Below are 24,776 nucleotides of genomic sequence, written 5' to 3' on the forward strand. Positions count from 1 at the left end.
CGGCGCCAATATGAACGGACGGGCTAATGTGGAGCAGGCGCTGGCGCGGCTGAACTTCAAGCCGCGCGAGCTTGAGCCAGGCCATGTCTGGCTGGCAGGCGCCGGCCCCGGCGACCCCGGCTGCCTGACGCTGGAAGTGCTGGCGGCACTCGGGCAATGCGATGCGCTGGTCTATGACGCGCTGGTTTCGCCCGATGTCGTGGCGGTAGCCCAGGGTGCCGAGCTTTTCTACGCCGGAAAACGCGGCGGCCAGCCCTCGATGAAGCAGGACGACATCAACGCCCTCCTGGTGCGTCTGGCGCGCGAGGGCCGCCGTGTCGTGCGCCTGAAGGGCGGCGACCCCTATATTTTCGGCCGGGGCGGCGAAGAAGCTCTGGCGCTCGCAGGCGAAGAAATTCCGTTCCGGGTGCTCTCCGGCCTGACCTCCGGCCTCAGCGCGCTGGCTGCCACCGGCATTCCCACCACCATGCGCGGCATCAACAAGGCGGTCATTCTCGCCACCGGCCACGCCGCCGGCACCGATGACGACATCGACTGGACCGCGATCGCCCGCACCGGACAGCCGGTCGTCGTCTATATGGGCATGGCCAATTTGCCGGTGATCGCGGCAAAGCTGCTCGAGGGCGGCCTCGCGCCATCGACCCCGGCCGCCGTGATCGTGGCGGCAACCACGCCGCAGGAGCGCATCGTGGTCGCCACGCTCGCCAACATCGCTGACGAGGCCGCGGCCGCCGGGCTCGCTTCGCCGGCGCTGATCGTTGTCGGCGGCATCGTCGCCATGCGCGCGGCACTGACGGGCGGCGCATGACGGCGCGCGCAATCATCGTCGGCGCGCCGCGCTCCGGCTCGGGCAAGACCAGCGTCACCATCGGCCTGTTGCGTGCGCTTGCGCGGCGCGGGCTGAAAGTGCGCGGCGCGAAGTCCGGACCAGACTATATCGACCCGGGCTTCCACGCCGCCGCGACCGGCCTGTCAGGCGTCAACCTCGACAGCTGGGCGATGTCGCCTTCTCTGCTCAATGCGCTAGCGGCCGAAGCCGCGGACGACGCCGAATACATTATCCTTGAAAGCGCGATGGGCCTGTTCGACGGCATCCCCGCGCCGCAAGGCCGCTCCGGCTCGGCTGCCGATCTCGCCCGCCTCTACGGCCTGCCTGTGCTTCTGGTGCTCGACGTTTCCGGGCAGTCGACCACGGCGGCGGCAGTGGCCAAGGGGTTTGCCACCTACGATCCGGACGTGCGCATGGCCGGTGTCATTCTCAACCGGCTCGGCAGCGAACGCCATCGCCGCCTGTCCGGCGACGCCATCGAGGCGATCGGCCTGCCCGTGGTCGGCGCCATCCTGCGCGATCCGACGCTCAACCTGCCGGAGCGGCATCTCGGCCTCGTCCAGGCCGGCGAATACGAGAACCTGATGGCGCATCTCGACCGGCTGGCCGACATGGTCGAGAAGTCGCTCGACATCGACGCCATCTTGGCGCTGGCATCCCCGCTGGAACCGACGGCTGGCGACTTTGGCGATGCCTTGCAACCGGCTGGGCAACGCATCGCGCTGGCGGAAGACGCGGCCTTCACCTTCCTCTATCCACATGTCGCCACGCATTGGCGCAAGGCAGGCGCCGAGATCGTGCCTTTCTCGCCGCTTGCCGACGAGGCGCCCTCGCCCGACTGCGATGTCTGCTGGCTGCCTGGCGGCTATCCCGAACTGCATGCCGGCAAGCTCGCGGCCGCGACCAACTTCGAGGCAGGAATGGCGCGCTTTGCGGCGACCAAGTCGATTCACGGCGAGTGCGGCGGCTTCATGGTGCTGGGCGAAGTGCTGGAAGACGCGGAGGGCGAGAGCCACAAGATGCTTGGCCTGCTTGGCCATTCGACCAGCTTCGCCAAACGCAAGATGAATCTCGGCTATCGCGAGGCGCGGCTGCGCGCCGCCTGTCCGTTGGGGCCGGAGGGCACGCTGATCCGCGGTCACGAATTCCACTACGCGCAGATGACGGGCACCGGCAATGACGAGCCCTTGGCCGATCTCGCCGACGGCCAGGGCAATCCGCTCGGCGCCTCCGGCTACCGGCGCGGCCATGTCAGCGGCACCTTCTTCCATGCCATTGCGAGGGGCGCATGAGCGGCCCTTCCGCGCCCCGGCAAGTGCTTGACGATATCGGCCTCAGCCTCGTCTTCTTCACCAGATTGAGATTGCCGTCGGGTGATTTCGGCGGCCGCAGCCTGGCGGATGCGATCTGGGCGGCGCCCTTCGCCGGCCTCGCGGTGGCGATCATCGGCGCGCTCATCTACGCCATCGCCTATAGTTTGGGTCTTGCCAGCGGCCCGGCCGCGGCGCTCACCCTCGCCGCGACGATGCTCGTCACCGGCTGCCTGCACGAGGACGGGCTTTCCGATATCGCCGACGGCTTTTGGGGCGGCAGGACGCGCGACAGGAAACTGGAAATCATGCGCGACAGCCGCATCGGCGCCTATGGTGCTGCAGCGCTTGGGCTGTCGCTGCTCATCCGCTGGAGCGCGCTTTCCGAACTCGCCGGTCCAGGCCACGTCTTCCTGGCGCTGCTCGCCGCGCATGCCGGCTCGCGTGGCCTGTTCGGCGCCTTCATGCATCTTCTGCCGCCGGCCCGCAGCGACGGCCTGTCTGCCAACGCCGGGACCGTAACAGCCGAGACCGCCGTCATAGGTGCTGCGCTTGGTGCCGTGGCGCTGCTGGCGCTCGGCCTTGGCGGCGCGATCGCGGCGCTGATCCTGCTCGGCCTGATCTTCATGGCGTTCCGCGCTCTTTGCCTAAGCCAGATCGGCGGGCAGACCGGCGACACGATCGGCGCGCTGCAGCAGCTCGGCGAGATCGCCGTGCTGCTCGTCGCTTCCATCTGCCTTTCCTGATTCACTTTCGGAGACCTTGCCCCCATGAGCTTCAAATCCCTCGAAGACCTTCGCGCCGCCTGCCTCGACCTCCCGTCCGGCAGCGATGCGGCCGCCAGCGCCGTCGCGAGGCGCCAGGACACGCTGACCAAGCCGCAGGGCAGTCTCGGCCGGCTGGAAGCGATCGCCGCCTGGCTCGGCCGCTGGCAGGCGCGCGACATGCCGAAGCTCGACCATGTGAAGGTTGTCGTCTTCGCCGGCAATCACGGCGTCACCGCGCAGGGCGTGTCGGCCTATCCTTCGGAAGTCACGGTACAGATGGTGGCGAATTTCGCCGGCGGCGGCGCGGCCATCAACCAGCTTGCCCGCATTGCCGGTGCCAAGCTCGACGTCATCCCGCTCGATCTCGACCATCCGACCGGCGATTTCACGATAGTGCCGGCAATGGACGAAAAGGCGTTCCTCGCCGCCGTCTCGGCAGGCTACGACACGGTGACCAAGGATCTCGACCTCATCTGCTTCGGCGAGATGGGCATCGGCAACACGACGCCTGCGGCGGCGATCTCGACGGCGCTTTTCGGCGGCGGCGCGGAAAAATGGACCGGCCGCGGCACCGGCGTCGACGATGCCGGGCTGCTGCGCAAGGTCGTGGCCATCGAGGCCGGCCTCAAGCGCCATGCCGATGCGCTCTCCGACCCCCTGAAGATCGCTGCCGCCCTTGGCGGGCGCGAGCTGGCAGCAATCCTCGGCGCCACACTCGCCGCGCGCAAGAACAACGTGCCGGTGCTGCTTGACGGCTTCGTCTGCACCGCAGCCGCAGCACCTCTGGCGAGGCTGCATCCGACCGGGCTGGCCCACACCATCGCCGCCCATGTCTCGGCCGAAGCCGGCCACCGCCGCCTGCTCGAGGCGCTCGGCCTGCCGCCGCTGCTCGATCTCGGCATGCGGCTCGGCGAAGGCTCCGGCGCCTGCCTTGCCGTCAACATCGTGCGTTCGGCACTGGAATGCCACGCGAAGATGGCGAGCTTTGCCGAGGCAGGCGTTTCTGAAAAGTGACGGGATTGGTCGCCCTTGCGCAATTTCTGTTTCTGCAAATCGGCTTAATATTATCTAAACTTAGCGGATTTGATGGCTGCACTGATCTGACGCCGGATAATTTAAAGATCCTCTTATCAACAATTGCAAATGATTTGTGATCATCCTCACAGATCAAACTCTGACGCCATGCCAAATCATACCTCGTTATTACCCAAGAATTGAGGTTTCTTCAGAAAAGGAGGAAGGCATGGCTCGCTCAATTAGAGTACTCTACCGTGGAATGAAAGGTACAATTCGTCAGAACTTCAATTGGGACCCGATCAACCTAGACTCGGTGGTGATCATAACAGCAGCGGAATTTATACCTGCCTTCGGTGGCTTTGGTGGCGGACCGAAGACGCTTGGACGCCCAAATCTTGGCTCAGCTAATATTTATGTGACCAATGTTGGCCCCCACGGCGTGGCCGGCGGGGAAGCAGGAGGCGTTGAATTCCTTCTTCATGTCGACTGGGACAACCCATTGGACATCGTTGCGACCATCACCGTTCTGGATGACATCGAGGAATTCTTCCAGGCGTAGCGGACATTTTCCGTGCGCTAGACTAGTGCGGCATTGGCACTTGCGGCTTGATCCTTCGATCGCCGGTTGGGCATCAAGCGTCATGAGAGCTGTCTGACGGGCGATCGTTGCAGGTCTTGAGCTTTAACAGCTCAATCCGCCGCGAAGGCGGGCTAAAAAGGAGAAATACCATCGGAAAAAATGGTGGGTGTGCACAGGATCGAACTGTGGACCCGCTGATTAAGAGTCAGCTGCTCTACCAACTGAGCTACACACCCACACCGCCGGAAAACTCAGCGTCGGCGGCGCATATAGCCGCCGCTTTCGGCTGTGTCTAGGCCCTGCCGGATCATTTCCCGACAAATCGACACAGCATGATCGCGAAAAGTGGATTCCGGTTTTTCGGGAAAAGATCATGCCTGCCAAAAAAGCCCGCAGGTGTCACACAAATAGCTCGCCTTCAGCCACCTTGACCGCGTGGCCGCCAATGCGCGCGGAGGCCAGTTTCCCGCCATCGACATTGAGCTCGAGCCGGATGCGCGACGGCCGGCCCATTTCCAGCCCCTGCTCGATCCAGAGCTGCGAGATGCCGTCGGTCGGGGCGTCGAAATGCATGATGGCGCCGGCAAAGGCGGCCGCGGCCGAACCGGTCGCCGGGTCCTCATAGGAAGGCGTGCCGGGCACGATCATGCGCACGTGGAAGGCGCTGTCGTGATGGACCCGCTCGCGGCAATAGACATAGGGGCTGGCGAAGGCCCATTCGCTCTTGCGCGGCGCCAATTCCGACCACGCCTGGTTGTCGAGCCGGATCTTGGCCGCCTCCTCCAGGCCGGCAACGGGAATCGTCACATAAGGCACGCCGGCCGACCAGAAGGCGACGCGGTGATTCTCGAAGCCGATCTCGTGCGGGGCAAGGCCGAGCGCGGCCCCGATCGCGTCCGGGTCAGCCTTGAGCTCCAGCGGTTCCGGCAGTTTCGCCAGGTCGAACTCAGCGAATGTCGAGCCGTCATGCTTGCTCACCGCGCAACGCACCGGCCCGATATTCTCCTCCAGCACGAAAATGCCGGCGGCCTCGCCGGCGAGTTCGGCCAGCGCGATCGCCGAGCCGACCGTCGGATGCCCCGCGAAAGGCATCTCATAGTCGGGCGTGAAGATGCGTATGCGGTTGCGATGCTTCGGATTGTCGGGAGGCAGCACGAACACTGTCTCAGACAGATTGAATTCACGTGCGATCGCCTGCATGCCGGCAGTGTCGAGCCCGTCGCTGTCCAGCACCACCGCAAGCGGATTTCCGGCCAGCCTTTCGGTGGTAAACACATCGTAAAGCAAGTAATTGCGCGCCATGGAGAAAACCTTTCGCCTCGCCCCCGAATTTCTGCCTCAATCCAAACATGAGGGAAATTTAATTTGAAATTCGAACCTTAAGGCCTGATTTGTGGACGGATAGGGACATCCATTTTCAGCATAGGGGTCCGGCGTGGACCAGCTTGTCAATCCGCCAAACGCGGAATCCGGTACTTCCATAGAGGCAGCGCTCGGGCTCGACCGCAAGGGCGTAAGCCGCAAGCGTCGCCGCTTCTGGTTCTACGCGCTGCTGACGATAGCGATAATCACGGCCGGCATTGCCCTCTATCGGTCGTATGCCGCAGCACCTCCCAGGATCGAATACACCGCCGTGCCCGCGGCGGTCGCCGACCTCACTGTCGCGGTATCGGCCACCGGTACGCTGCAGCCGCTGACCCAGGTCGACATCTCCAGCGAGCTTTCCGGCATCGTCCGCTCGGTCGCGGCCAATGAAAACCAGCAGGTCAAGAAGGGCGACGTGCTGGCGACGCTCGACACCGCCAAGCTCGAAGTCCAGATCGAGCGCGCCACCGCCTCCGCCAAGGCGGCGGCGGCCGCCGTCGAGAACGCCAAGGTTACCTTGCAGGAAAACCAGAACGCGGTTGTGCGCGCCAGCGCGCTGACCAAGCGCGGCATGGCGACGGACCAGTCGCTCGAAGCGGCGACGGCGACGCGCGACCGCTCGAAGGCGGCGCTCGACAGCGCCGAAGCCAATCTCGCCATCGCCCAGGCAGATCTCAAGGCGCAGCAGACCGATCTCGCCAAGAGCACCATCTATGCGCCGATCGACGGCATCGTGCTGACGCGCTCGGTCGATCCCGGCCAGACCGTCGCGTCCTCCCTGCAGGCGCCGGTGCTCTTCGTCATCGCCGCCGACCTTCGTAACATGGAATTGCAGGCTGCGGTCGACGAGGCCGATATCGGCGAAGTCAAGCCCGGCCAGCACGCCCGCTTCACCGTCGACGCTTTCCCGGACCGACCCTTCGACGCCGAGATCCGCGACATCTCCTACGCCTCGGTCACCACCGACGGCGTTGTCACCTACAATGCCCGCCTCGAAGTCGACAATGGCGAGCTTCTCTTGCGACCCGGTATGACGGCCACGGTCTCGGTGGTGACTCGGCAGGCCAAAAGCGTGCTTACCGTCCCGTCGACCGCTTTCCGCTATCGCCCGATGCAACAGCAGGCACGCGGCTGGAGCCTTAGCGACCTCTTCACCGGCCGCATGGGCCGCCCCAATCGGCAGCGCGAGGCAACGAAGGCGCCGACCGACGGCTCGCGCACGCTCTATGTGCTGGAGAACGGCCGGCCACGTCCGGTCAACGTCAGGATCGGCTCGACCGACGGCGAGCTGACCGAGATCACCTCCGGCCTCGACGAAGGCGCGCAAGTCATCACCGGCGCGCAGCAGCGGAGCTGACGAAATGTCGGCTCCCCTGCTCATCACCTTCGACAAGGTCTGGAAGAGCTATGGCGAGGGCGAGGCTCGCGTGCACGCGCTGGCCGGCGTCGACCTCGCCATCCGGCGCGGCGAATTCGTTGCCATCATGGGTCCCTCGGGCTCGGGCAAATCGACGGCGATGAACATCATCGGCTGCCTCGATACGCCGACGGCCGGAACCTACTGTTTCATGGGCATCGATGCGGGCCGCCTCGACCGCAACCGCCGCGCGCTTTTGCGCAACCTTTATGTCGGCTTCGTCTTCCAAGGCTACAATCTGCTGCCGCGCACGACTGCGGCGGAAAATGTCGAGCTGCCGCTGATCTATCGCGGCGTTGCCGCGCGCGAGCGCCGCGATCTCGCCATGCAGGCGCTGGCCGAGGTCGGACTGGTCGGGCGCGAGCACCACACGCCGGCCGAGCTTTCCGGCGGCCAGCAGCAGCGCGTGGCGATCGCCCGCGCCATCGTCACCAGACCGACGCTACTGGTCGCCGACGAGCCCACCGGCAATCTCGACACGGCGCGTACACACGAGATCATGGAACTGCTGACAAGGCTCAACGCCGAGCTCGGGCTCTCCATCGTCATGGTCACGCACGAGGCCGACGTCGCGAACTATGCCGGCCGCACCGTCCGTTTCCTCGACGGCCATGTCGCCTCCGACACCTTAGCGGAGCAAGCGGCATGATCTGGGAGACCGTGCGCCTCTCGCTGCGCTCGATCCGCCGCAACGTATTGCGCTCGTTCCTGACGTTGCTTGGCATCGTCATCGGCGTCGCCGCCGTCATCGCCATGCTCACCATTGGTTCCGGCACGACGGAGAAGGTCAAGGCCGATATTTCCAAGCTCGGCAGCAACCTGCTCGTCGTCCGCGCCGGCCGGCCGGCAGGCCCCGGCGGACCGGGAGGGCTCGACCAGGCGGTGCGGCCGCTGGCCGAAAAGGATGTCGCCGCGCTCGTCGCGCATCTGAGCGGCGCGCGCGCGATTTCGCCGGCCTCGCAAAAGCAGGTCCGCGTCATCTTCGGCACCGAAAGCCTCACCTCGGGCGTGACCGGCACCGACAGCGCCTATCTCGACGCCCGCGACTGGAAGCTGGTGTCAGGCCGCCCGTTCAGCGATTCCGAATCGCGCGCCGGCGCCGGTGTGTGCCTGATCGGCGAAACCGTGCGCCAGCAATTCTTCGGCGCCGGCGATCCGGAGGGTGAGATCATCCGCGTCAACCGCACCTCCTGCAAGATCATCGGCCTGCTCGAGCCCAAGGGCTACACCGGCTTCGGCCAGGACCAGGACAATGTCGTGCTGATGCCGCTGCACGCCTATCAACGGCGCATCGCCGGCAACCGCGACATCGACAACATTTATATCGCCGCCGACGACCGCACCCCGACCACCGAGCTGCAGTCGCGCGTCGAGGACATTTTGCGCGACACACGCCGTATCACGCCCGACCGAGATCCCGATTTCGCCATCCGCGACATGACCCAGATCGCCGATGCGATGACCAGCGCCACCACGACCATGACCGGCATGCTCGGCGCCGTCGCCGGCGTCAGCCTGCTGGTCGGCGGCATTGGCATCATGAATATCATGCTGGTCTCGGTCACCGAACGCACGCGCGAGATCGGCATCAGGCTGGCCATCGGCGCGCATGAAAAACACATCCTCATCCAGTTCCTGGTCGAGGCGACGGTGCTGTCGCTCTTTGGCGGCATTATCGGCATCCTGACCGGGCTTTCGCTGGCTGGCCTCGCCTCGATGACGCTGACGATACCCTTCGCGCCAAGTCCCGCCGTCGTCCTGCTCGCCGTCGGCTTCTCTGCGCTGATCGGCATGGTGTTCGGCTTCTTCCCGGCGCTGCGCGGCGCAAGGCTCAACCCGATCGACGCGCTCAGGCACGAATAGTCAGAAAACAACGTTTCGCGCCTGTGCCCCCTGATCTTGCGGTGAGGCAGCGCTGAAAGAGCGGGGGGTGCTGCTAACGATCGCCGCCGAAATGCCACTCGACCAGCGGCTTCATGTGCGGCATCAGGCCGGCGGGCAGATCGCCGGCGTGGCGGATGATCACCGGCCCTTCGATCTCCGGGTCGGTCTCGGCGGCGACGAAGGCGGTGATACGCCGCGCCAACTCGTCGGCGGATTCCGCGACCCGGTAGCGGCGGAAGATGACCGTACCGCTTGCCGTCGATAGCGCGTGATAGCGCTGTCCGCGTTCAGCCGTCGAAAGGTCGAGGCCGGTCTCCTCCCTCACCTCGCGGATCATGTTGAAGTCGACATCGACCAGTCCGTCGCGGAAATCGATCGGCTCGAAGGAGCCGGCGGCGAAATAGACGCGGCCGGCATTGACAGTGTGCGGCCCCATGCGGATCGCGACCAGCGCATTGTCGCCGGCGACCAGCACGGCATGCGCGTAGGCGTGCTCGGCGCCGGAATTCTCGCGCCGCTTGCGCCACAGCATGAAGGTCGAATAGTTGACCGCATGGCAGCGGCCGACGAGGCGGCCGTCGCGGTAGGCAAGCTCGGCAAGCAGCACCACGGCACCGTCGAACAATGCCGGATTGGCGGCGATCTCCCGCCGCCAGTTCTCGGCGATGGCTGCCGCATTGCTCAGCGCGAAGGGATGCGGGCCGGGATCGAGGCGGACATCGACCGCATCGACCGGAAGGATGACGTTGCGCGGCAGGTCGAAACTCAACAGCGTCATGCCATGTCCAGTGTGATCGCCACCGGGCAATGGTCCGACGCTTTCGGCCTGTCCCAGCCCGCGCGCGGGAAACGTTCGACCTCCTGTCCGGGCGGAAAGATGGTGCGCCAGGGCTGGCCGTTGCGGATGATGTCGGGAACGGCGGTGGCGTTCTTCGCGGCCAGCGCCTTCGACAGCAGGATATAGTCGAGCTGGCAAAGGTGCCGCTCCTCCGGGCCGCGCGTATGGTAGAAGCTCCAGCGGTCCATCTCCGGACGCCGCTCGACAACATTCTCGCAAAAGCCGCCGGCGGTGAGCACATCAATCGAGGACCGGGCTTCGTCTATGACCTCGAAACGGTAGCCGTCGATGGCGTCGCCATCGATCTTCACGCGTTGCCGGTAATCGTTCATGTCGCCGCAGATGGCCCAGCGTTTGTCGGCGGCATGGTCCTTGCCGAAACGCTCCTCGACGATTCGGCGCACCGCTTGCGCTTCCGCGATGCGCAGCGGCATCGACGCCTGGCGGCCATCCAGCCCGTTGCGCGGCGGCCCCATCGATTTGAAATGCACCAGATAGAGCGTCAACGGCACGCCGCCGACCCTCAGGTCGATCTCCAGGCAGTCGCGGCGAAAGACACGCTCATTGGCGAGATAACCGAGCGCGGCGAGCTCCGGCGTGAACAGGCCGAACTGTTCGAAGGTGACATAGGCATGGCTGGTCATGCGCACGAAGTCGATCGGCTGCCCTTGCGCTGTTTCGTTGCGCATCATCACCGCGACATCGATGCCGCGCGTATCGTTGCCGGCGGTGGTGTATTTCTGCCGATAGCCCTGGCCGATCATCTTGAACAGATAGCCATATTCGAAAGCCTTCAGCGCCTCGATATTGTCGACCTCCTGCATGCAGATGATGTCGGCGCGGGTGGCTGCTATGGCGAGCGCCGTCAGCTGGCGCGTGTCGTCGGACTGGGCGATGGCACGAGCCTGCTCGAGAAACCGGTATTCGGCCTCGCTCTGGATATCGAACAGCGCCAGCGTGCGGTCTTCATTGAGCTGGTTGCGATAGCCCGAGAAATCGAACCTGCTCATCAGGTTCTCGACGTTGAAGGTGGCAAGCCGAAGCGACATGGCCGTGACCTTTGCCCGCAAGCGGGGACGAAAACAAGAGCCAGGCGCGATACTCGTTATGGTTGATGGAACCTTTCCGTTCATCTTCCGTTCAGACGGAAAGTTCCAACAATGGGCCTCTTCCCGGGGTGTGCTGGGCGTGGGGCCTTTGCTCCTTGGAGAGTGAAATGAAACCGCTTTTCTCTTCCCTTCGATCCGGGCTCCTGGCCCTCGGTTTCGTTGCCGGCGTGACGGCACCGTCGGTGGCCGGTCCGATCCTGCAACCCGATCTGTCGACCGCAACCAGCACGGCGGCAACCATCATACCCATCCGCGACAGCTGGGCCGGCGGCAACGACCGGCGGGGGATGTATGACTGGCGCTGGCGGCGCGGTGGCGACTGGCGGGGCCGGGATTTCAGATGGCGCGGCGACGACTTCCGCTCTCGTCATTTCTCCCGCAATTGGGATGGCGACGACTGGCGCTGGCGGCATCATCGCCATCATCGGCGTTTCGACAATGGTGACGCCGCCCTTCTGGGGCTTGGGCTAGGCCTGGGCCTGGGTAGCCTCGCCTACAATAACTACTACGATCCATATTATTACGACCCCTACCCGCGCTACGTTCAGCCGCGGCGCATCTACCGGACCGAGCGGCTTTCCAGGGCCCATGTCCAATGGTGCTACGACCGCTACCGGTCCTATCGGGCCTGGGACAACACGTTCCAGCCCAATTACGGCCCGCGCCGGCAGTGCATCTCGCCCTATATCTGAGCCCTTCGGCAAGAAGGATGAGACGGCGCCCTTCGCGGCGCCGTTTTATTTTGCCGAACCTGTGTCCGCCATCGGCCGATAACCCTAAATTCATCGGCGGCGGCTATTCATCCATGCCGTTGTCCCTCAATATGACGATTCGCGCGAACGGGGTGCGAGACGTGCACGCCATGGCCGAAAACGAACACAGAAACCAACACAGGCAACGCGTGCTCAAAGGCGCGGCGATCCTGACCGGCATCAACAATTCCGAGGTCAGATGCACGGTGCGCAACATGCATGCTAACGGCGCAGAGTTGAAAGTGCCGATCGATGCACGCGTGCCGGACGAATTCCTTCTCTATGTGCCGATCGACGGCATCGGCTACAGGGCGGTGGTCCGTTGGCGCCGCGAGGACCGCATCGGCGTCGAGTTCACCGGCACCGAGCCCAAGCCGCACTGGCACTACGGCTAGATCCCGGACCCGACCAGCTTGCTTGGCAAAGAAAGGGCCGGCGGATCGCTCCGCCGGCCTTTGGGATGCAACGGTGAAATCGAAGATCAGTTCTTCGCCTTGTCGACCAGCTTGTTCTCGGCGATCACCCGCGCGACCGCAGGGCGAAGTCCGAGGACGCGCAGGCAAAAAGATGTGGATCGCCTTAGTCTAGTTCTTCGCCTTGTCGACCAGCTTGTTCTTGGCGATCACCCGCGCGACCGCAGGGCGAAGCCCGAGGACGCGCAGGCAAAAAGACGTGGATCGCCTTAGTTCTTCGCCTTGTCGACCAGCTTGTTCTTGGCGATCCACGGCATCATCGCGCGGAGCTTAGAGCCCACCTCTTCGATCTGATGGCTGTCGTTGCCACGGCGGATGCCCTTGAAGCGCGACAGGCCGGCGCGATATTCCTGCATCCATTCCGAGGTGAACTTGCCGGTCTGGATATCCTTCAGGATGCGCTTCATCTCGGCCTTGGTCTCGGCGGTGATGATGCGCGGACCCGAGACATATTCGCCCCATTCGGCGGTGTTCGAGATCGAGTAGTTCATGTTGGCGATGCCGCCTTCATAGATCAGGTCAACGATCAGCTTCACCTCGTGCAGGCACTCGAAATAGGCCATTTCCGGCGCGTAGCCGGCTTCCACCAGCGTCTCGAAACCAGCGCGGATCAACTCGACCAGACCGCCGCACAGCACCACCTGCTCGCCGAACAGGTCGGTCTCGCATTCCTCGCGGAAATTGGTTTCGATGATGCCCGAGCGGCCGCCGCCGACGCCGCAGGCGTAGGAGAGCGCGAGGTCGAGCGCGTTGCCCGAAGCGTCCTGGTTGACGGCCACCAGGCACGGCACGCCGCCGCCCTTCTGGTATTCGCCGCGCACCGTGTGGCCCGGGCCCTTCGGCGCGATCATGACGACGTCGACCGAAGCCTTCGGCTCGATCAGGCCGAAATGCACGTTGAGACCGTGCGCGAAGGCGATCGCGGCGCCGTCGCGGATGTTCGGCGCGATCTCGTTTTTGTAGATGTCGGCCTGCAATTCGTCGGGCGTCGCCATCATCATCAGGTCGGCCCATTTGGCGGCGTCCGCCACGCTCATCACCTTGAGCCCGTCGGCCTCGACCTTCTTGGCGGTCGCCGAGCCGGCCTTCAGGCCGATGGCGATTTCCTTGACGCCGGAATCCTTGAGATTGAGCGCGTGCGCCCGGCCCTGGCTGCCATAGCCGATGATGGCGACCTTCTTGCCCTTGATGAGGTTCAGATCGGCGTCACGATCGTAATAGACACGCATTGTGGTCTTCCTTCCCGTTTTGAAGATCAGAGGGCCTGCGGCCCGGTTTTTGCTCCGAAAAGAGCGAGAAACTGTTGCGTCGCGCGGCGGGCATCGCCGCCGATCGTCGCCCCAGTCAATTCCACCCGATCGCCGAGCAGCAGGCGTATCTGCACGTCCCGGGCGACCAGGCCGAAAAAGGTCCGGAACGCCGTCTCGGCGTCCTCGAAATCGAGCAGTCCTGCCTGGCGTCCGGCTTCGAGCACAGGCTTCAGGCGCTTCGCCAAGGCAAAGCGGCCGTTCTGCAGCACGACGGCGCCGAGATCGTCCTTGCCCGAGCCGGCATGGCTGACCGCGACACGGTTGAGCGCGATCGAGGTGTCGCTGGAAATTACCTTGAGCCAGTCGGATGCGAAGCGTTCGAGGCTCGCGGTCAGCGAAGCAAGGTCGAGCCCTTCGCGATCGACCGGCGCCACGCGCACTTTGGACGCCTGCCACTGCACTGTCGCCGTCAGCAGCCCGTCGCGGTCGCCAAACCACTTGTAGAGCGTCTCCTTGGAGCAGCTTGCCCGCCGCGCCACCGCAGTCATGGTCAGGTTGTCGCCCTCCTCGACCAGCAGGCGAAGCGCTGCATCCAGAACGGCCTGCTGACGCTCGGTGAGCGTCTCGCTGTTGTCGATATCCTGCACGCTGTGCAACACGTTTGCCCTCGGCTACGTCAACAAGACCGGTGCGTACCGTACGTTACGGTTCGGTTCTATGCCGTATTGCCGGACGTCATGCAAGCCCTATTTTCCATCTCCTTGCCGGAGGGATAAAATGCTGGTCGGTCTGCTCGCGCTGGCTGTAGCCGCCGCCTTCACCGGGGCCGCTGTCTATGTCAGCGTCGCGGAGCAGCCTGCGCGGCTTGGCCTCGATGACCAGGCGTTGCTGCGCGAATGGCAGCCCTCCTATAAGCGCGGCGCCGCCATGCAGGCCTCGATTGCCATGGTCGCCTGCATTCTCGGCTTGATCGCCTGGTGGCTGACCGGAGCGTTGGCCTATCTGGCCGGTGCGCTGTTCATCATTCTGCCTTGGCCATGGACGCTGCTGGCGATGATGCCGACGAACCGGATGCTGGAGGCGATGGATGCCGAGGCCGCCAACTCTCAGGCGAGGTCATTGATCGTCAGGTGGGGCGAGATGCATCTGGTCCGTGTCGCGCTGGGCGGGCTGGCGACGATCGCATTTCTATGGGCCTTGCGCCTGCCCTGAAAGCTCGTCGGCTCATGGATTTCAGTCCGTGACCGGCGGATCGCGCAGCCGCCCGAGCAACCCGGCAAGCATCTCCAGCTCTTTGGCCGAAAGCCTGTCGCCCATCAGTTCCGCGATCGAAGCGCCATAGACAGCCCAGATGCGGCGGCGCATCTCCCGACCGCTTGGCGTGATGCGCACGGTCTGGCCCCGGCCGTCATCGAAGACCGGCAGCTTTTCGACCAGGCCATCCGCCTCCAGCCGGGCCAGCAGCCTTGAAACGCCGTACTGTGCCAACAGAACGCGATCGATCAACTCGAACGGCCGCAGCCCTCCCTCGCCTGCTTCCGCCAGCTCGTGCAGCACATCATACCAGCCTAGCGGCGGCAGTTCGCTGGCCTTCAGCGCGTCCTCGGTCTTTTCGACCAGTTGGCGCGAGACGCGCATGAGGCGCGCCCAGGCGGTGACGGCTTCGGGCGATGGGGATTTCGTCGTCATCGGCGCAGCCTAGCGGATAGATGCAAATGCATCAAGCTTGACGATCGATGCAAATGCATTTATATAGATGCAAACGCATCGATATGGAGTTCTCCGATGAAACATGAAATCTGCAAGATCGCCGATATCCCGCAAACCGGCAGCCTGCTCGCGCCGTTCTTCGGCCGCGAGGTCCATGTCTGGCGCAGCGGCGAGCGCATCCGCGCCGCGGCCAATGTCTGCCTGCATTTCGGCGGGCCGCTGGAATGCAAGGACGGCTCACTTGTCTGCCAATGGCATGGCGCGAAATTCGACATGGCAAGCGGCGAGCGCCTGGAAGGCCCGGCGCCGAAGGGCTCCCGCCTGATGTTCCTGTCGACCCGCGTCGAAGACGGCGCGCTGAACTATGTCTGGGGGGAATGAGATGACCGCCAGGCTCACCCTCGTCAGCCATCACCTCTGCCCCTACGTCCAGCGCGCCGCGATCTCGCTTGCCGAGAAAGGCGTGCCGTTCGAACGGGTCGATGTCGACCTTGCCAACAAGCCCGACTGGTTCAAGGCGGTCTCGCCGCTCGGCAAGGTGCCGCTGCTGCGCGTCCGGCATGGCGACGCGCAGGAAGTCATTTTCGAATCCGCCGTCATCCTCGAATTCCTCGAGGAGACGGAGGCCAATCCCTTGCACCCTGCCGATCCGCTGCTGCGGGCCAGGCATCGCGCCTGGATCGAATTCGGCTCGGCCATCCTCAATGCCATCGGCCGCTTCTATTCCGCTGCCGATGAAGCCGCTTTCCTCCGTGAAAGCAGAGGCTTGTCCGGGATGTTCGCGCGTGTGGAAGCAGAACTCGCGGCAAGGCAAAGCGGTCCGTGGTTCGCCGGAGATCGTTTCTCGCTGGTCGACGCCGTCTACGGACCGGTCTTCCGCTATTTCGACACGTTCGACCGCATCGGCGACTTCGGCATTCTGGACGGCAAGCCGCTCGTCCAAGCCTTGCGCGAGGCGTTGAGCGAACGGAAATCGGTGAAGGAAGCCGTCAGCCCGGACTATCCGCGGCGGCTGCATGCCTTCCTTCGGGCAAAGGGGTCTTACCTGTCCGAGATCATCCGGCTGCAGGCCATTGCAACTCCGCAAGCCCGATCCGCCTGAACGGGTCGATTACCGTACCAGCGACCATGGCCGCAAGGAGTTGCGGCCCTGGCGGAACTCTCGCCAGCGCCGCGACCACACGGTCGCGGACAAAGGGCAAGGCCGCGGAGTCCGACTGGTAGAACGGCGTCAGCGACAGCGATAGCGCCTGGAAGACGCGCACATGCCAACGGCGCGCACTTACATAGGTCGCCAGCGCTTCATCTATGCCGTTCGCATGCTCCAGCGCATGGCTGAGCGCCGCGGCGTCGAGCAGCGCCATGTTCGCGCCTTGCCCGAGCTGCGGGCTGGTCGAATGCGCGGCATCGCCGATGACGGCAAGCCGCCGGCCGGCCGGCAATGTCATCGTATGGTGGCCATAGCGGGCGAGCGAGAGCTGCTCGAAACTGTCGATCTGGCTGGTGAAAGCCTCGCACTCTGGCCACACAGAGACTACCCTCGCCTTCCAGGCATCGAGGCCCTTCGCCTTTATCTGTTCGGCATCGGCCGGCTTGAGGCTCCAGAAGAAGGCCGCCATCTCTTGCGCGCCGGGCTCCGGCCGGCCGATCGGCAGCACGCCGACCATGACGCTCGCCTTGTCATAGCGCTGCAGCAGCGCGCTTCTGTCAAAGCCGTCCCGCCAGCCAAGCGACGCCCAGAATGCGCCATAGGCGAGCGGCCGTGGCATGGCGTTATCGCCGAGATATGACCGCAGTTTCGAGCGCGCGCCGCTGGCATCGACAATGAGGTCGAACGGCCCGAGCCGCCTGCCGTTGCCGCAGACCAGCGTCGCCCGTTCGCCGACTTCCAGCGTTTCGACCTCGACATCGGTTTCGATGGCGATCGCTTTGCGCAGGGCGGCACGGTAGAGCACGCCGAACAGCGCCGCCCGATGCACGGCGAGGCCGAAGCGGCGGCCGCGCCGCGCGTCATAGCGGACTTCGAGCACCGTGCGCCCGCTGCCGGCGTCAGTGCCGTGCAGCCGCTCGATGCGGCTGCCAAGTGAAAGGATCTCGTCGAGCAGACTGAGATCGGCGAGCACGGTCAGCCCGGTCGGCTGCAGGATCAGGCCTGAGCCGACAGGCCTCGGCGCGTCGAAACGCTCGAAAATGGTGACCTTGTGTCCGGCCCGCTTGAGGTAAAGCGCTGCCGCCAGCCCGGCCGGACCAGCGCCGGCAATCGCGATCTCGTAAGACTTGCCCATCGTCCCCCGACCCGACCCTGCGGGGACAATCCCGCTTGGAACGCGCCGGATCAATCGGGCGCTTTGACGCTTGTATCGAGAGATCAGCCTTGGGCGGCGTCGAAGGCGGCGCGCGCATCGCGCACCGCGTCATGATTGAGTTCGGCCCATTGAACGAGCTGTTGCAGAGGCAGGAACATCGAACGTCCAAGATCGGTCAGGCTGTATTCGACGCTCGGCGGCTTGGTCGGGAACACCTCGCGGTGCACGTAGCCGTCCCGCTGCAGATCATGGAGCGTCTGCGTCAGCATGCGCTGCGAGATATCGGGAACCAACCGGCGCAGCTCGCCGAAGCGATAGGGCTTCTCGGCCAGCGCCATCACCAGCAGCGAGCTCCATTTGCCGCTGATGCCCTGGATCACGTCGCGGACCGGACAATCGGCGAAATTGGCGCCGTTCGTCATGGCCTTGTAGACCTCGAGCTTGGCTTTCAGATTGAAGATCTTGCTGTCCATCGCGACATCCTTTGGTCGACACGTGGCCGGCCGGGGTGGTTCCCTGGCAGTGCCTACCTCCCGAAAAACTGCCTTCTTTACGGCCTGCGGTCAATTCCTATTTTAGCGCTGGTCTCTTTTTGAGACCACGAATCAGACCCCCCATTGGCATTTTCAAGGGATAACCCGATGACCGAAACCCTTCTCGTAACCGGTGCTTCCGGCCATCTTGGCCGCGCCGTCATCAATCATCTGCTTGGCGAACGGAAAGTCGCGCCAGCCAATATCATCGCCACCACGCGTAACCCGGAAAATCTCGCCGATCTGGCCGCGCGGGGCGTCGCTGTGAGAGCCGCCGACTTCGACGATGAGGCTTCGCTGGAAGCAGCGTTCACGGGCGCCGACCGGGTGCTTGTCATCTCGACCGGCGAGCTCGATCTGAAAAGCGACCGGCGCCTGAAGCAGCACCAGGCAGCGGTGGCGGCGGCCAAGGCGGCCAAGGTCTCGCACCTGCTCTATACCTCAATGCCCAATCCGGAGCCCGGCTCGCCGGTGCTGTTTGCCGGCGACCATTACGGCACCGAAGAGGCGATCAAGGCGAGCGGCATCCCCTACACCATCTTCCGCAACGGCTGGTACCAGGAGAACCTGTTCATGTCGCTGCCGCATGCCATTTCGTCGGGCAAGTGGTACAGCTCGGCCGCCGACGGCCGCGTCGCTCACGGCGCGCGCGACGATATGGCGGCCGCCATCGCCGCCGGCCTCGCATCCGGCTCCAAGGAAAGCCACATCTACACGCTGACCGGCCCGCAGGCCTATACCACGAATGAAATTGCGGCGCTCGTAAGCGAGGTGACCGGCAAGCCGCTGGAGGTCATCCAACTGCCGGACGAGGCGCTGACCGAAGGGGTGAAAGCGGCGGGCGTTCCCGAGGATTTCGCCCGTATCATCGTCTCCTTCGATGCCAACACCCGCGCCGGCCGCATAGGCGAGGTGACCGATGCGGTCGAGAAGCTCTCAGGCCGCAAGCCGCGGACGCTGAAGCAGTTCCTCGAAGCGAACAAGGCCGCATTGCTCGGCTGAAGTCTGGCGCGCCTGGGAGGTGTTCCCCCGGCGCGCTTCACTTCGACTTCTTGGGCATCCGAGCCGGATCGGGCTTTCACCGGTCGCGACAAGCGCGCCTTTCCGAGATGCGGTGTCCAGCCGCGGCAGGCATGGCCCAGCCTCGTCAGATAGCGACCTGCGTGCCGATCTCGACCACGCGTCCGGTGGGAATCTGGAAATACTCCGTCGCATCCGCTGCCGTCCGCGCAAGGCCGATGAACAGCCGGTCCTGCCAGACCGGCATGCCGGAATTGGGCGAGGCCTTAAGCGAGCGTCGCGACAGGAAGAAGGACGTCGTCATGATGTCGAACTTCCAGCCCTGCTTGCGGCAGATAGCCAAGGCGCGTGGAATGTTGGGCTGCTCCATGTAGCCGAAGGTCAAAGTCACCCGCATGAACAGCTCGTTGACCGTCTCCAGCTTGACGCGCTCGCTGTCGGGCACGACCGGCTGCGGCGCCGTCACCACCGACAGGATGACGTTCTTTTCGTGCAGCACCTTGTAGTGCTTCAGGCTGTGCATCAGCGCCGTGGGGGCGCTCAGCGGATCGCTAGTCAGGAACACGGCGGTGCCCGAGACCAGCTGCGGCTTCTTCTTCAACAGGTTTCCCGCCAGGAAATCGAGCGGGATCTCGTTGCGCCGCGTCTTGTCGAAGAGGTAGCGACTGCCGCGCACCCAGGTCCACATGCCCAGGATGATGGCGAAGGCGACCGCGAGAGAGGCCCAGCCCCCCTCGAACACCTTGACGATGTTGGAGGCGAAGAAGCCTATGTCGATCAGGGCGAACACCGCCGTCAGGCCGATCGCCGGCCAGATATTCCACTTCCAGATGCGTGTCATGACGATGAACAGCAGCGTCGTCGTCACCAGCATGTTGCCTGTGACGGAAATGCCATAGGCCGAGGCGAGCCTACTGGATTCGCCGAAGCCAACCACCAACAGCATCACCACCAGCGCCAGGAGCATGTTGACGCGCGGCATATAAACCTGGCCGGACTGCTTCTCCGACGTATGCAGGATTTCAAGCCGCGGCAGCATGTTGAGCTGCACCGCCTGTCTGGTCAGCGAATAGGCGCCGGAGATGACGGCCTGGCTGGCAATCACGGTCGCTGCGGTCGCAAGGACCACCATGGGGATGAGTGCCCAGCCCTCATTCATCTCGAAAAACGGGTGGCCGACCGTGCCCCCCTTGGCAAGCACATAGGCGCCCTGCCCGGCGTAGTTCAAAAGCAGGCAGGGAAACACGATCGCAAGCCAGGCCAGCACGATCGGCTTGCGGCCGAAATGGCCGAGGTCGGCATAGAGCGCCTCGGCGCCAGTGACGGCCAGGAAGACGGCGCCAACCGTGACGAAGGACACGTCGGGCGAATTGATGAAGAAGGCCACGATGTAGTGCGGGCTTATGGCCCACAGGATTTCCGGGTCCGAGATGATGTGCTTCAGCCCGGAAACGCCGATGGCAAGGAACCATATGGCGGTGACCGGCCCGAACACCAGGCCCACGCCGCCCGTGCCGAAACGCTGCACGGCAAACACGGCTGCGAGAATGAGCAATGTCAGCGGCACCACATAGGGCTGGAAGGCGGGGGTGACGACGTTCATGCCCTCGACCGCTGACAGCACCGAGATGGCGGGCGTGATAACGGCATCGCCGAAGAACAGCGACGCGCCGACGATGCCGATGCCGAGCACGATCGCCGAGCGTGTCGGAAAAGTGCCGCGCGCCAGCGCCATCAGCGACAGCACGCCGCCCTCGCCGCGGTTGTCGGCGCGCAGCACGAACATGATGTACTTCACCGTGACCGTGATGGTGAGCGACCAGATAATCAGCGACAGCACGCCGAGAATGTCGGCGCGGTTAGCCACGTCGCCGCCCGACGAGGCGTGCAGCGCCTCGCGGAAGGCGTAGATCGGGCTCGTGCCGATATCGCCATAGACGACGCCGAGCGCCCCCAGCATCAACACCTTGGCGCTGTGCTGTTCGATCTCTGGATGGCTCGATTGGTCGACGGGTTCTGCCTCAGCACCATTGGCAAGGGCCATGGACCACACTCCGATAAAACGCGCGGTGCTCTACGCTTGCTGCAGTGCAATATCAAGTGCCCTAGCGTGAGGGCTCCCATGCCGCCGACGCACGGCTTCACTGTGCACGGAGCGCGCCTGCATCGTCATCCGATAGAAACGGCCTCGTCAGATAGCGACCTGCGTGCCGATCTCGACCACGCGTCCGGTGGGAATCTGGAAATACTCCGTCGCATCCGCTGCCGTCCGCGCAAGGCCGATGAACAGCCGGTCCTGCCAGACCGGCATGCCGGAATTGGGCGAGGCCTTAAGCGAGCGTCGCGACAGGAAGAAGGACGTCGTCATGATGTCGAACTTCCAGCCCTGCTTGCGGCAGATAGCCAAGGCGCGTGGAATGTTGGGCTGCTCCATGTAGCCGAAGGTCAAAGTCACCCGCATGAACAGCTCGTTGACCGTCTCCAGCTTGACGCGCTCGCTGTCGGGCACGACCGGCTGCGGCGCCGTCACCACCGACAGGATGACATTCTTTTCGTGCAGCACCTTGTAGTGCTTCAGGCTGTGCATCAGCGCCGTGGGGGCGCTCAGCGGATCGCTAGTCAGGAACACGGCGGTGCCCGAGACGAGCTGCGGCTTCTTCTTCAACAGGTTCGCCGCGAGGAAATCGAGCGGGATCTCGTTGCGGCGAGTCTTATCGAAAAGGTAGCGGGTTCCGCGGATCCAGGTCCACATGATCAGGCCCATGAGGCAGGCGACGGTGATCGACACCCAGCCCCCTTCGACGATCTTGACGACATTGGCCGAGAAGAAGCCGAGATCGATGACGCCGAACAGCAATGCCAGCGCCAGCGCGGCCGCAACCTGCCATCTCCAGAGCCAGCGCATGACGACGAACAAAAGGATCGTCGTCATCAGCATCTCGCCGGTCACCGAAATGCCGTAGGCCGAGGCGAGCGCGCTCGAGCTGCCGAAACCGACGACCAGAAGCATGACGCCGAGTGCCACCAGGAGATTGACCCTCGGCATATAGATCTGGCCGCTCTGCATCTCGGATGTGTGCTGCACTTCGATACGGGGCAGAAGGTTGAGCTGCACGGCCTGCCGTGTCAGCGAGAAGGCGCCGGAAATGACGGCCTGGCTGGCGATGACGGTGGCTGCGGTCGCCAAGCCCACCATCGGCATCAGCGCCCATTCAGGCAGCATCTGGAAGAACGGGTTGGTGGGCTTGCCGCCATGCGAGAGCACGAAGGCGCCCTGCCCGAAATAATTGAGGAGCAGGCAAGGGAAGACGATTGCGAACCAGGCCATCACGATCGGCTTGCGGCCGAAATGGCCAAGGTCGACATAGAGCGCCTCAGCGCCGGTGACGGCCAGGAACACGGCACCCACGGTGACGAAGGCGCCCGTCGGCGTGGTGGCGAGATAATAGATCGCGTAATATGGATTGATCGCCAGGAAGACGGACGGGTCGTCGACGATATGATAGACCCCAGCCGCTCCGATCGCCACGAACCATGTCGCCGTCACCGGTCCGAACACCGCCGCCACCTTGCCCGTGCCGAAGCGTTGCACGGCGAAAAGCACGGCCAGGATGACCAGCGTGATCGGGACCACATAGGCCTCGAGCGCCGGGGTGACGACTTTCAGGCCCTCAACCGCCGAAAGCACCGAGATCGCCGGCGTGATGATCGAATCGCCGAAGAACAATGCCGCGCCGCAAAGGCCGATAACCAGGATGAAACGCGAGCCCGGGGGGTAGGCGCTGCGCGCCAGCGACATCAGCGACAGCGTGCCGCCTTCGCCCTTGTTGTCGGCCCTGAGCACGAAGGCGACATATTTTATCGTGACGATGATGGTGAGCGCCCAGACGATCAGCGACAGCACGCCGAGCACGTCATGGCGGGCGACCGAGCTCGACGAGGCATGCAGCGCCTCGCGGAAGGCGTAGATCGGGCTCGTGCCGATATCGCCGTAGACGACGCCCAGCGCGCCAAGCATGAGAACCTTGGTGCTGTGCTGCCGCTCGGTTTCGGCATGGCCCGAGCGTTCGAGGGATTCCGTCTCGCTGGCGTTGGCTAGCACCATGAACCCCATTTCATCAGATTCGCCACGCTTCGAGGTCGCCGCAACGCGCGGGACGCACCGAAACTGCCGGAGTTACGCAAGGCGCCCTACCATCCGCAGGCCTTCAAGAACCGCCCGACAGTGCCGGCCATGCCATACTCCAGCGCATCCGCTGTCAACCCATGTCCGATCGATACTTCGGCTAATGCCGGAATGCGTTTGGCCAGCGGCGGCAGGTTCTTCACGGTGAGATCGTGGCCGGCATTGACACCGAGCCCGGCCGCGAACGCCGCATCAGCGGTTTTTCCCAACCTTTCCAGTTCTTTCGCCGCCTTTGCGGAATAAGAGTGGCAACCTCCATATGGCCCGGTATAGAGCTCGATGCGGTCGGCGCCGGTGTCGCGAGCCGCACTGACCGCGTCCGGATCCGCGTCGGAAAACAAAGACACGCGAAACCCGCCCTTCTTCAACCGCTTGACGATCGGAGTGAGGAACGCCGCCTGGGCGACGAAGTTCCAGCCATGGTCAGAAGTCGCCTGCGCCGGGTCGTCCGGCACCAGCGTCACTTGCTCGGGCTGGTTCTTTTCGACAAGCGCCAGGAAATCCTCGGTCGGATAGCCCTCGATGTTGAACTCCGCGCCCGGAAACTCATCATCGATCAGCGCCCTGATCTCCGGCAGGTCGGAATACCTGGTGTGCCGCTCGTCAGGGCGCGGATGGACCGTCAGCCCGTGCGCGCCGGCGGCAAGCGCTATGCGGCCAAGTCCGGTCACGCTCGGCCATGGCAGGTCGCGACGGTTGCGTAGCATGGCGACGGCGTTGAGATTGACCGAAAGCTTGGCGGGCATGAGCTGGGGTCCAGTGGATCGGCGCGCATCTATAGCGCCTTTGACGGGAACAGATAGAGGGTTTCGCGTGTTCCAGGGGATAGATGGAGGCTAAGATAAGGATTTGCCAGTGAATTTCCTCGAAGCCGTGCCGGCGATCCGCCGCATCGAGACCAATCGCGATGCGCTTTTCGCCATCGACGTCGTCGGCGATGTCTCGCCGGCCGATGCGGAAAACCTGTTCGGCCTGCTGGAGGCCGCCTACGCGCTGCATCCCAGGATCGACGTGCTGGTCAGGTTGACCGACGAGGAAAGCGTCGACTGGGCCAATATCAAGCAAGACACGCTCAAGCAGGGCGTGGCCGACGCGATGCAACATGTCGTGCGCTGCGCGGCCATCGGCGAGCCGAGTTGGGCCCCCCTCGTCGCCGGTCTTTTCCCCAAGACGCTGCCTTTCGAATTCAGGCGCTTTGGCGTCGACGACGAGGAAGCCGCCTGGCAATGGCTTGGCGCAAGACCAACGGACTAGGGTTGTTGAGATTCAGGTCAGGCCGAGCCGGAGTCGAAGACGGGCGCGAAGCGACCAAACTGGATGGTTTCCGGGAACCGGCCTACGCCGGCCGTAGCCTTCATAGAGCGGAGACGCTTATGAGAGCTTCGGCCGGCGAAGGCCGGAGCGGAGCGTGCTTGACGCGCGTGAGCACC

General features: G+C 64.2%; 26 protein-coding genes and 1 tRNA gene. 15 read left to right on the forward strand and 12 right to left on the reverse strand.

The genetic code is table 11. The features are described from left to right. The first annotated feature begins 10 nt into the window (after positions 1-10). The 5 genes from cobA (at position 11) to LB552_RS03800 (ending at position 4,482) form a co-directional block, all read left to right on the forward strand. Positions 11-808 carry a uroporphyrinogen-III C-methyltransferase gene (gene cobA, locus LB552_RS03780; RefSeq protein WP_140839908.1) on the forward strand — a complete coding sequence of 266 codons (798 nt, stop codon included), beginning with the start codon at positions 11-13 and terminating at the stop codon, positions 806-808. Further along, positions 805-2,121, forward strand: a complete 1,317-nt coding sequence (locus LB552_RS03785) for a cobyrinate a,c-diamide synthase (RefSeq protein WP_224601970.1) — start codon at positions 805-807, stop codon at positions 2,119-2,121. The genes cobA and LB552_RS03785 overlap by 4 nt, the downstream gene beginning before the upstream one ends. Next, a complete protein-coding gene (locus tag LB552_RS03790) occupies positions 2,118-2,885 on the forward strand; it encodes an adenosylcobinamide-GDP ribazoletransferase (RefSeq protein WP_224601972.1) in 768 nt (255 codons plus the stop codon). Before LB552_RS03785 ends, LB552_RS03790 begins: the two co-directional genes overlap by 4 nt. A gap of 24 nt (positions 2,886-2,909) precedes the next feature. Then, the gene (gene cobT, locus LB552_RS03795) at positions 2,910-3,920 is read left to right on the forward strand and encodes a nicotinate-nucleotide--dimethylbenzimidazole phosphoribosyltransferase (protein ID WP_224601974.1); all 1,011 of its coding nucleotides are present in this window, start codon (positions 2,910-2,912) and stop codon (positions 3,918-3,920) included. A gap of 136 nt (positions 3,921-4,056) precedes the next feature. Further along, entirely contained in the window at positions 4,057-4,482 is a 426-nt protein-coding gene (locus LB552_RS03800) for a hypothetical protein (RefSeq protein ID WP_224601976.1), read from the forward strand. A gap of 181 nt (positions 4,483-4,663) precedes the next feature. On the opposite strand, the gene LB552_RS03805 is transcribed toward LB552_RS03800, so the two are convergent. Further along, a tRNA-Lys gene (locus LB552_RS03805) sits at positions 4,664-4,739 on the reverse strand. Positions 4,740-4,902: 163 nt separating this feature from the next. Beyond that, complete coding sequence (locus LB552_RS03810) at positions 4,903-5,805, reverse strand: PhzF family phenazine biosynthesis protein (protein WP_224601978.1); 903 nt, start codon at positions 5,803-5,805, stop codon at positions 4,903-4,905. A gap of 133 nt (positions 5,806-5,938) precedes the next feature. Between LB552_RS03810 and LB552_RS03815 the strand changes: the two genes are divergently transcribed. Genes LB552_RS03815 through LB552_RS03825 form a run of 3 tightly spaced genes read left to right on the forward strand, consistent with a single transcriptional unit; the run spans position 5,939 to position 9,148 of the window. Next, entirely contained in the window at positions 5,939-7,225 is a 1,287-nt protein-coding gene (locus LB552_RS03815) for an efflux RND transporter periplasmic adaptor subunit (protein WP_224601980.1), read from the forward strand. Positions 7,226-7,229: 4 nt separating this feature from the next. Continuing rightward, complete coding sequence (locus LB552_RS03820) at positions 7,230-7,934, forward strand: ABC transporter ATP-binding protein (RefSeq protein ID WP_140839896.1); 705 nt, start codon at positions 7,230-7,232, stop codon at positions 7,932-7,934. After that, positions 7,931-9,148, forward strand: a complete 1,218-nt coding sequence (locus LB552_RS03825; RefSeq protein WP_224601982.1) for an ABC transporter permease — start codon at positions 7,931-7,933, stop codon at positions 9,146-9,148. Before LB552_RS03820 ends, LB552_RS03825 begins: the two co-directional genes overlap by 4 nt. Positions 9,149-9,221: 73 nt before the next feature. On the opposite strand, the gene LB552_RS03830 is transcribed toward LB552_RS03825, so the two are convergent. Then, a complete protein-coding gene (locus LB552_RS03830; protein WP_224545534.1) occupies positions 9,222-9,938 on the reverse strand; it encodes a hypothetical protein in 717 nt (238 codons plus the stop codon). A 5-nt stretch (positions 9,939-9,943) separates the two neighbouring features. After that, complete coding sequence (locus tag LB552_RS03835) at positions 9,944-11,056, reverse strand: endonuclease/exonuclease/phosphatase family protein (RefSeq protein WP_224601984.1); 1,113 nt, start codon at positions 11,054-11,056, stop codon at positions 9,944-9,946. Between the two features lie 167 nt (positions 11,057-11,223). On the opposite strand from LB552_RS03835, the gene LB552_RS03840 reads away from it, so the two are divergent. Together LB552_RS03840 and LB552_RS03845 are read left to right on the forward strand one after the other, a co-directional pair. Continuing rightward, positions 11,224-11,808, forward strand: coding sequence for a BA14K family protein (locus LB552_RS03840; protein ID WP_224601986.1), 585 nt, complete (start codon positions 11,224-11,226; stop codon positions 11,806-11,808). Between the two features lie 170 nt (positions 11,809-11,978). Then, positions 11,979-12,263 (forward strand): PilZ domain-containing protein, encoded by a 285-nt coding sequence (locus LB552_RS03845; protein WP_095764807.1) that lies wholly within the window; start codon positions 11,979-11,981, stop codon positions 12,261-12,263. A 287-nt stretch (positions 12,264-12,550) separates the two neighbouring features. On the opposite strand, the gene ilvC is transcribed toward LB552_RS03845, so the two are convergent. Beyond that, positions 12,551-13,570 carry a ketol-acid reductoisomerase gene (gene ilvC, locus LB552_RS03850; protein ID WP_224522787.1) on the reverse strand — a complete coding sequence of 340 codons (1,020 nt, stop codon included), beginning with the start codon at positions 13,568-13,570 and terminating at the stop codon, positions 12,551-12,553. 26 nt (positions 13,571-13,596) lie between these two features. Then, positions 13,597-14,250: a TetR/AcrR family transcriptional regulator gene (locus tag LB552_RS03855; RefSeq protein ID WP_224601988.1), complete on the reverse strand. Its 654-nt coding sequence runs from the start codon at positions 14,248-14,250 to the stop codon at positions 13,597-13,599. Positions 14,251-14,368: 118 nt separating this feature from the next. Here LB552_RS03855 and LB552_RS03860 point away from each other — a divergent pair, with 118 nt between their 5' ends. Next, on the forward strand, positions 14,369-14,803 hold the full coding sequence (locus tag LB552_RS03860) for a DUF1772 domain-containing protein (RefSeq protein WP_411965452.1): 435 nt from the start codon (positions 14,369-14,371) through the stop codon (positions 14,801-14,803). Positions 14,804-14,824: 21 nt separating this feature from the next. Here the strand turns inward: LB552_RS03860 and LB552_RS03865 are convergent, their stop codons facing one another. Next, on the reverse strand, positions 14,825-15,280 hold the full coding sequence (locus tag LB552_RS03865; protein ID WP_224601990.1) for a MarR family winged helix-turn-helix transcriptional regulator: 456 nt from the start codon (positions 15,278-15,280) through the stop codon (positions 14,825-14,827). Between the two features lie 96 nt (positions 15,281-15,376). On the opposite strand from LB552_RS03865, the gene LB552_RS03870 reads away from it, so the two are divergent. Together LB552_RS03870 and LB552_RS03875 are read left to right on the forward strand one after the other, a co-directional pair. After that, positions 15,377-15,682, forward strand: coding sequence for a Rieske (2Fe-2S) protein (locus LB552_RS03870; RefSeq protein ID WP_224601992.1), 306 nt, complete (start codon positions 15,377-15,379; stop codon positions 15,680-15,682). Position 15,683: 1 nt separating this feature from the next. Further along, positions 15,684-16,403 carry a glutathione S-transferase family protein gene (locus tag LB552_RS03875; RefSeq protein ID WP_224601993.1) on the forward strand — a complete coding sequence of 240 codons (720 nt, stop codon included), beginning with the start codon at positions 15,684-15,686 and terminating at the stop codon, positions 16,401-16,403. Here LB552_RS03875 and LB552_RS03880 read toward each other — a convergent pair. Further along, positions 16,357-17,586: an FAD-dependent oxidoreductase gene (locus tag LB552_RS03880; RefSeq protein ID WP_224601995.1), complete on the reverse strand. Its 1,230-nt coding sequence runs from the start codon at positions 17,584-17,586 to the stop codon at positions 16,357-16,359. The genes LB552_RS03875 and LB552_RS03880 overlap by 47 nt on opposite strands. 83 nt (positions 17,587-17,669) lie before the next feature. Then, positions 17,670-18,080, reverse strand: a complete 411-nt coding sequence (locus LB552_RS03885) for a winged helix-turn-helix transcriptional regulator (RefSeq protein ID WP_140543143.1) — start codon at positions 18,078-18,080, stop codon at positions 17,670-17,672. A gap of 168 nt (positions 18,081-18,248) precedes the next feature. Here LB552_RS03885 and LB552_RS03890 point away from each other — a divergent pair, with 168 nt between their 5' ends. Continuing rightward, positions 18,249-19,142 (forward strand): SDR family oxidoreductase, encoded by an 894-nt coding sequence (locus LB552_RS03890; protein WP_224601997.1) that lies wholly within the window; start codon positions 18,249-18,251, stop codon positions 19,140-19,142. A gap of 145 nt (positions 19,143-19,287) precedes the next feature. Here the strand turns inward: LB552_RS03890 and LB552_RS03895 are convergent, their stop codons facing one another. The 3 genes from LB552_RS03895 to LB552_RS03905 all read right to left on the reverse strand — a co-directional run bounded on the left by LB552_RS03895 (position 19,288) and on the right by LB552_RS03905 (position 24,092). Continuing rightward, positions 19,288-21,204, reverse strand: a complete 1,917-nt coding sequence (locus LB552_RS03895; protein ID WP_224601999.1) for a potassium transporter Kup — start codon at positions 21,202-21,204, stop codon at positions 19,288-19,290. Positions 21,205-21,351: 147 nt separating this feature from the next. Further along, positions 21,352-23,265, reverse strand: coding sequence for a potassium transporter Kup (locus LB552_RS03900; RefSeq protein ID WP_224602001.1), 1,914 nt, complete (start codon positions 23,263-23,265; stop codon positions 21,352-21,354). 86 nt (positions 23,266-23,351) lie between these two features. After that, positions 23,352-24,092 carry a pyridoxine 5'-phosphate synthase gene (locus tag LB552_RS03905; protein ID WP_224602003.1) on the reverse strand — a complete coding sequence of 247 codons (741 nt, stop codon included), beginning with the start codon at positions 24,090-24,092 and terminating at the stop codon, positions 23,352-23,354. A 109-nt stretch (positions 24,093-24,201) separates the two neighbouring features. Between LB552_RS03905 and LB552_RS03910 the strand changes: the two genes are divergently transcribed. Continuing rightward, positions 24,202-24,600 carry an STAS/SEC14 domain-containing protein gene (locus LB552_RS03910; protein WP_140626916.1) on the forward strand — a complete coding sequence of 133 codons (399 nt, stop codon included), beginning with the start codon at positions 24,202-24,204 and terminating at the stop codon, positions 24,598-24,600. Positions 24,601-24,776: the final 176 nt, after the last annotated feature.

The organism is Mesorhizobium sp. CA7 (genome assembly GCF_020165015.1).
In the GTDB taxonomy this organism is placed as follows: domain Bacteria; phylum Pseudomonadota; class Alphaproteobacteria; order Rhizobiales; family Rhizobiaceae; genus Mesorhizobium.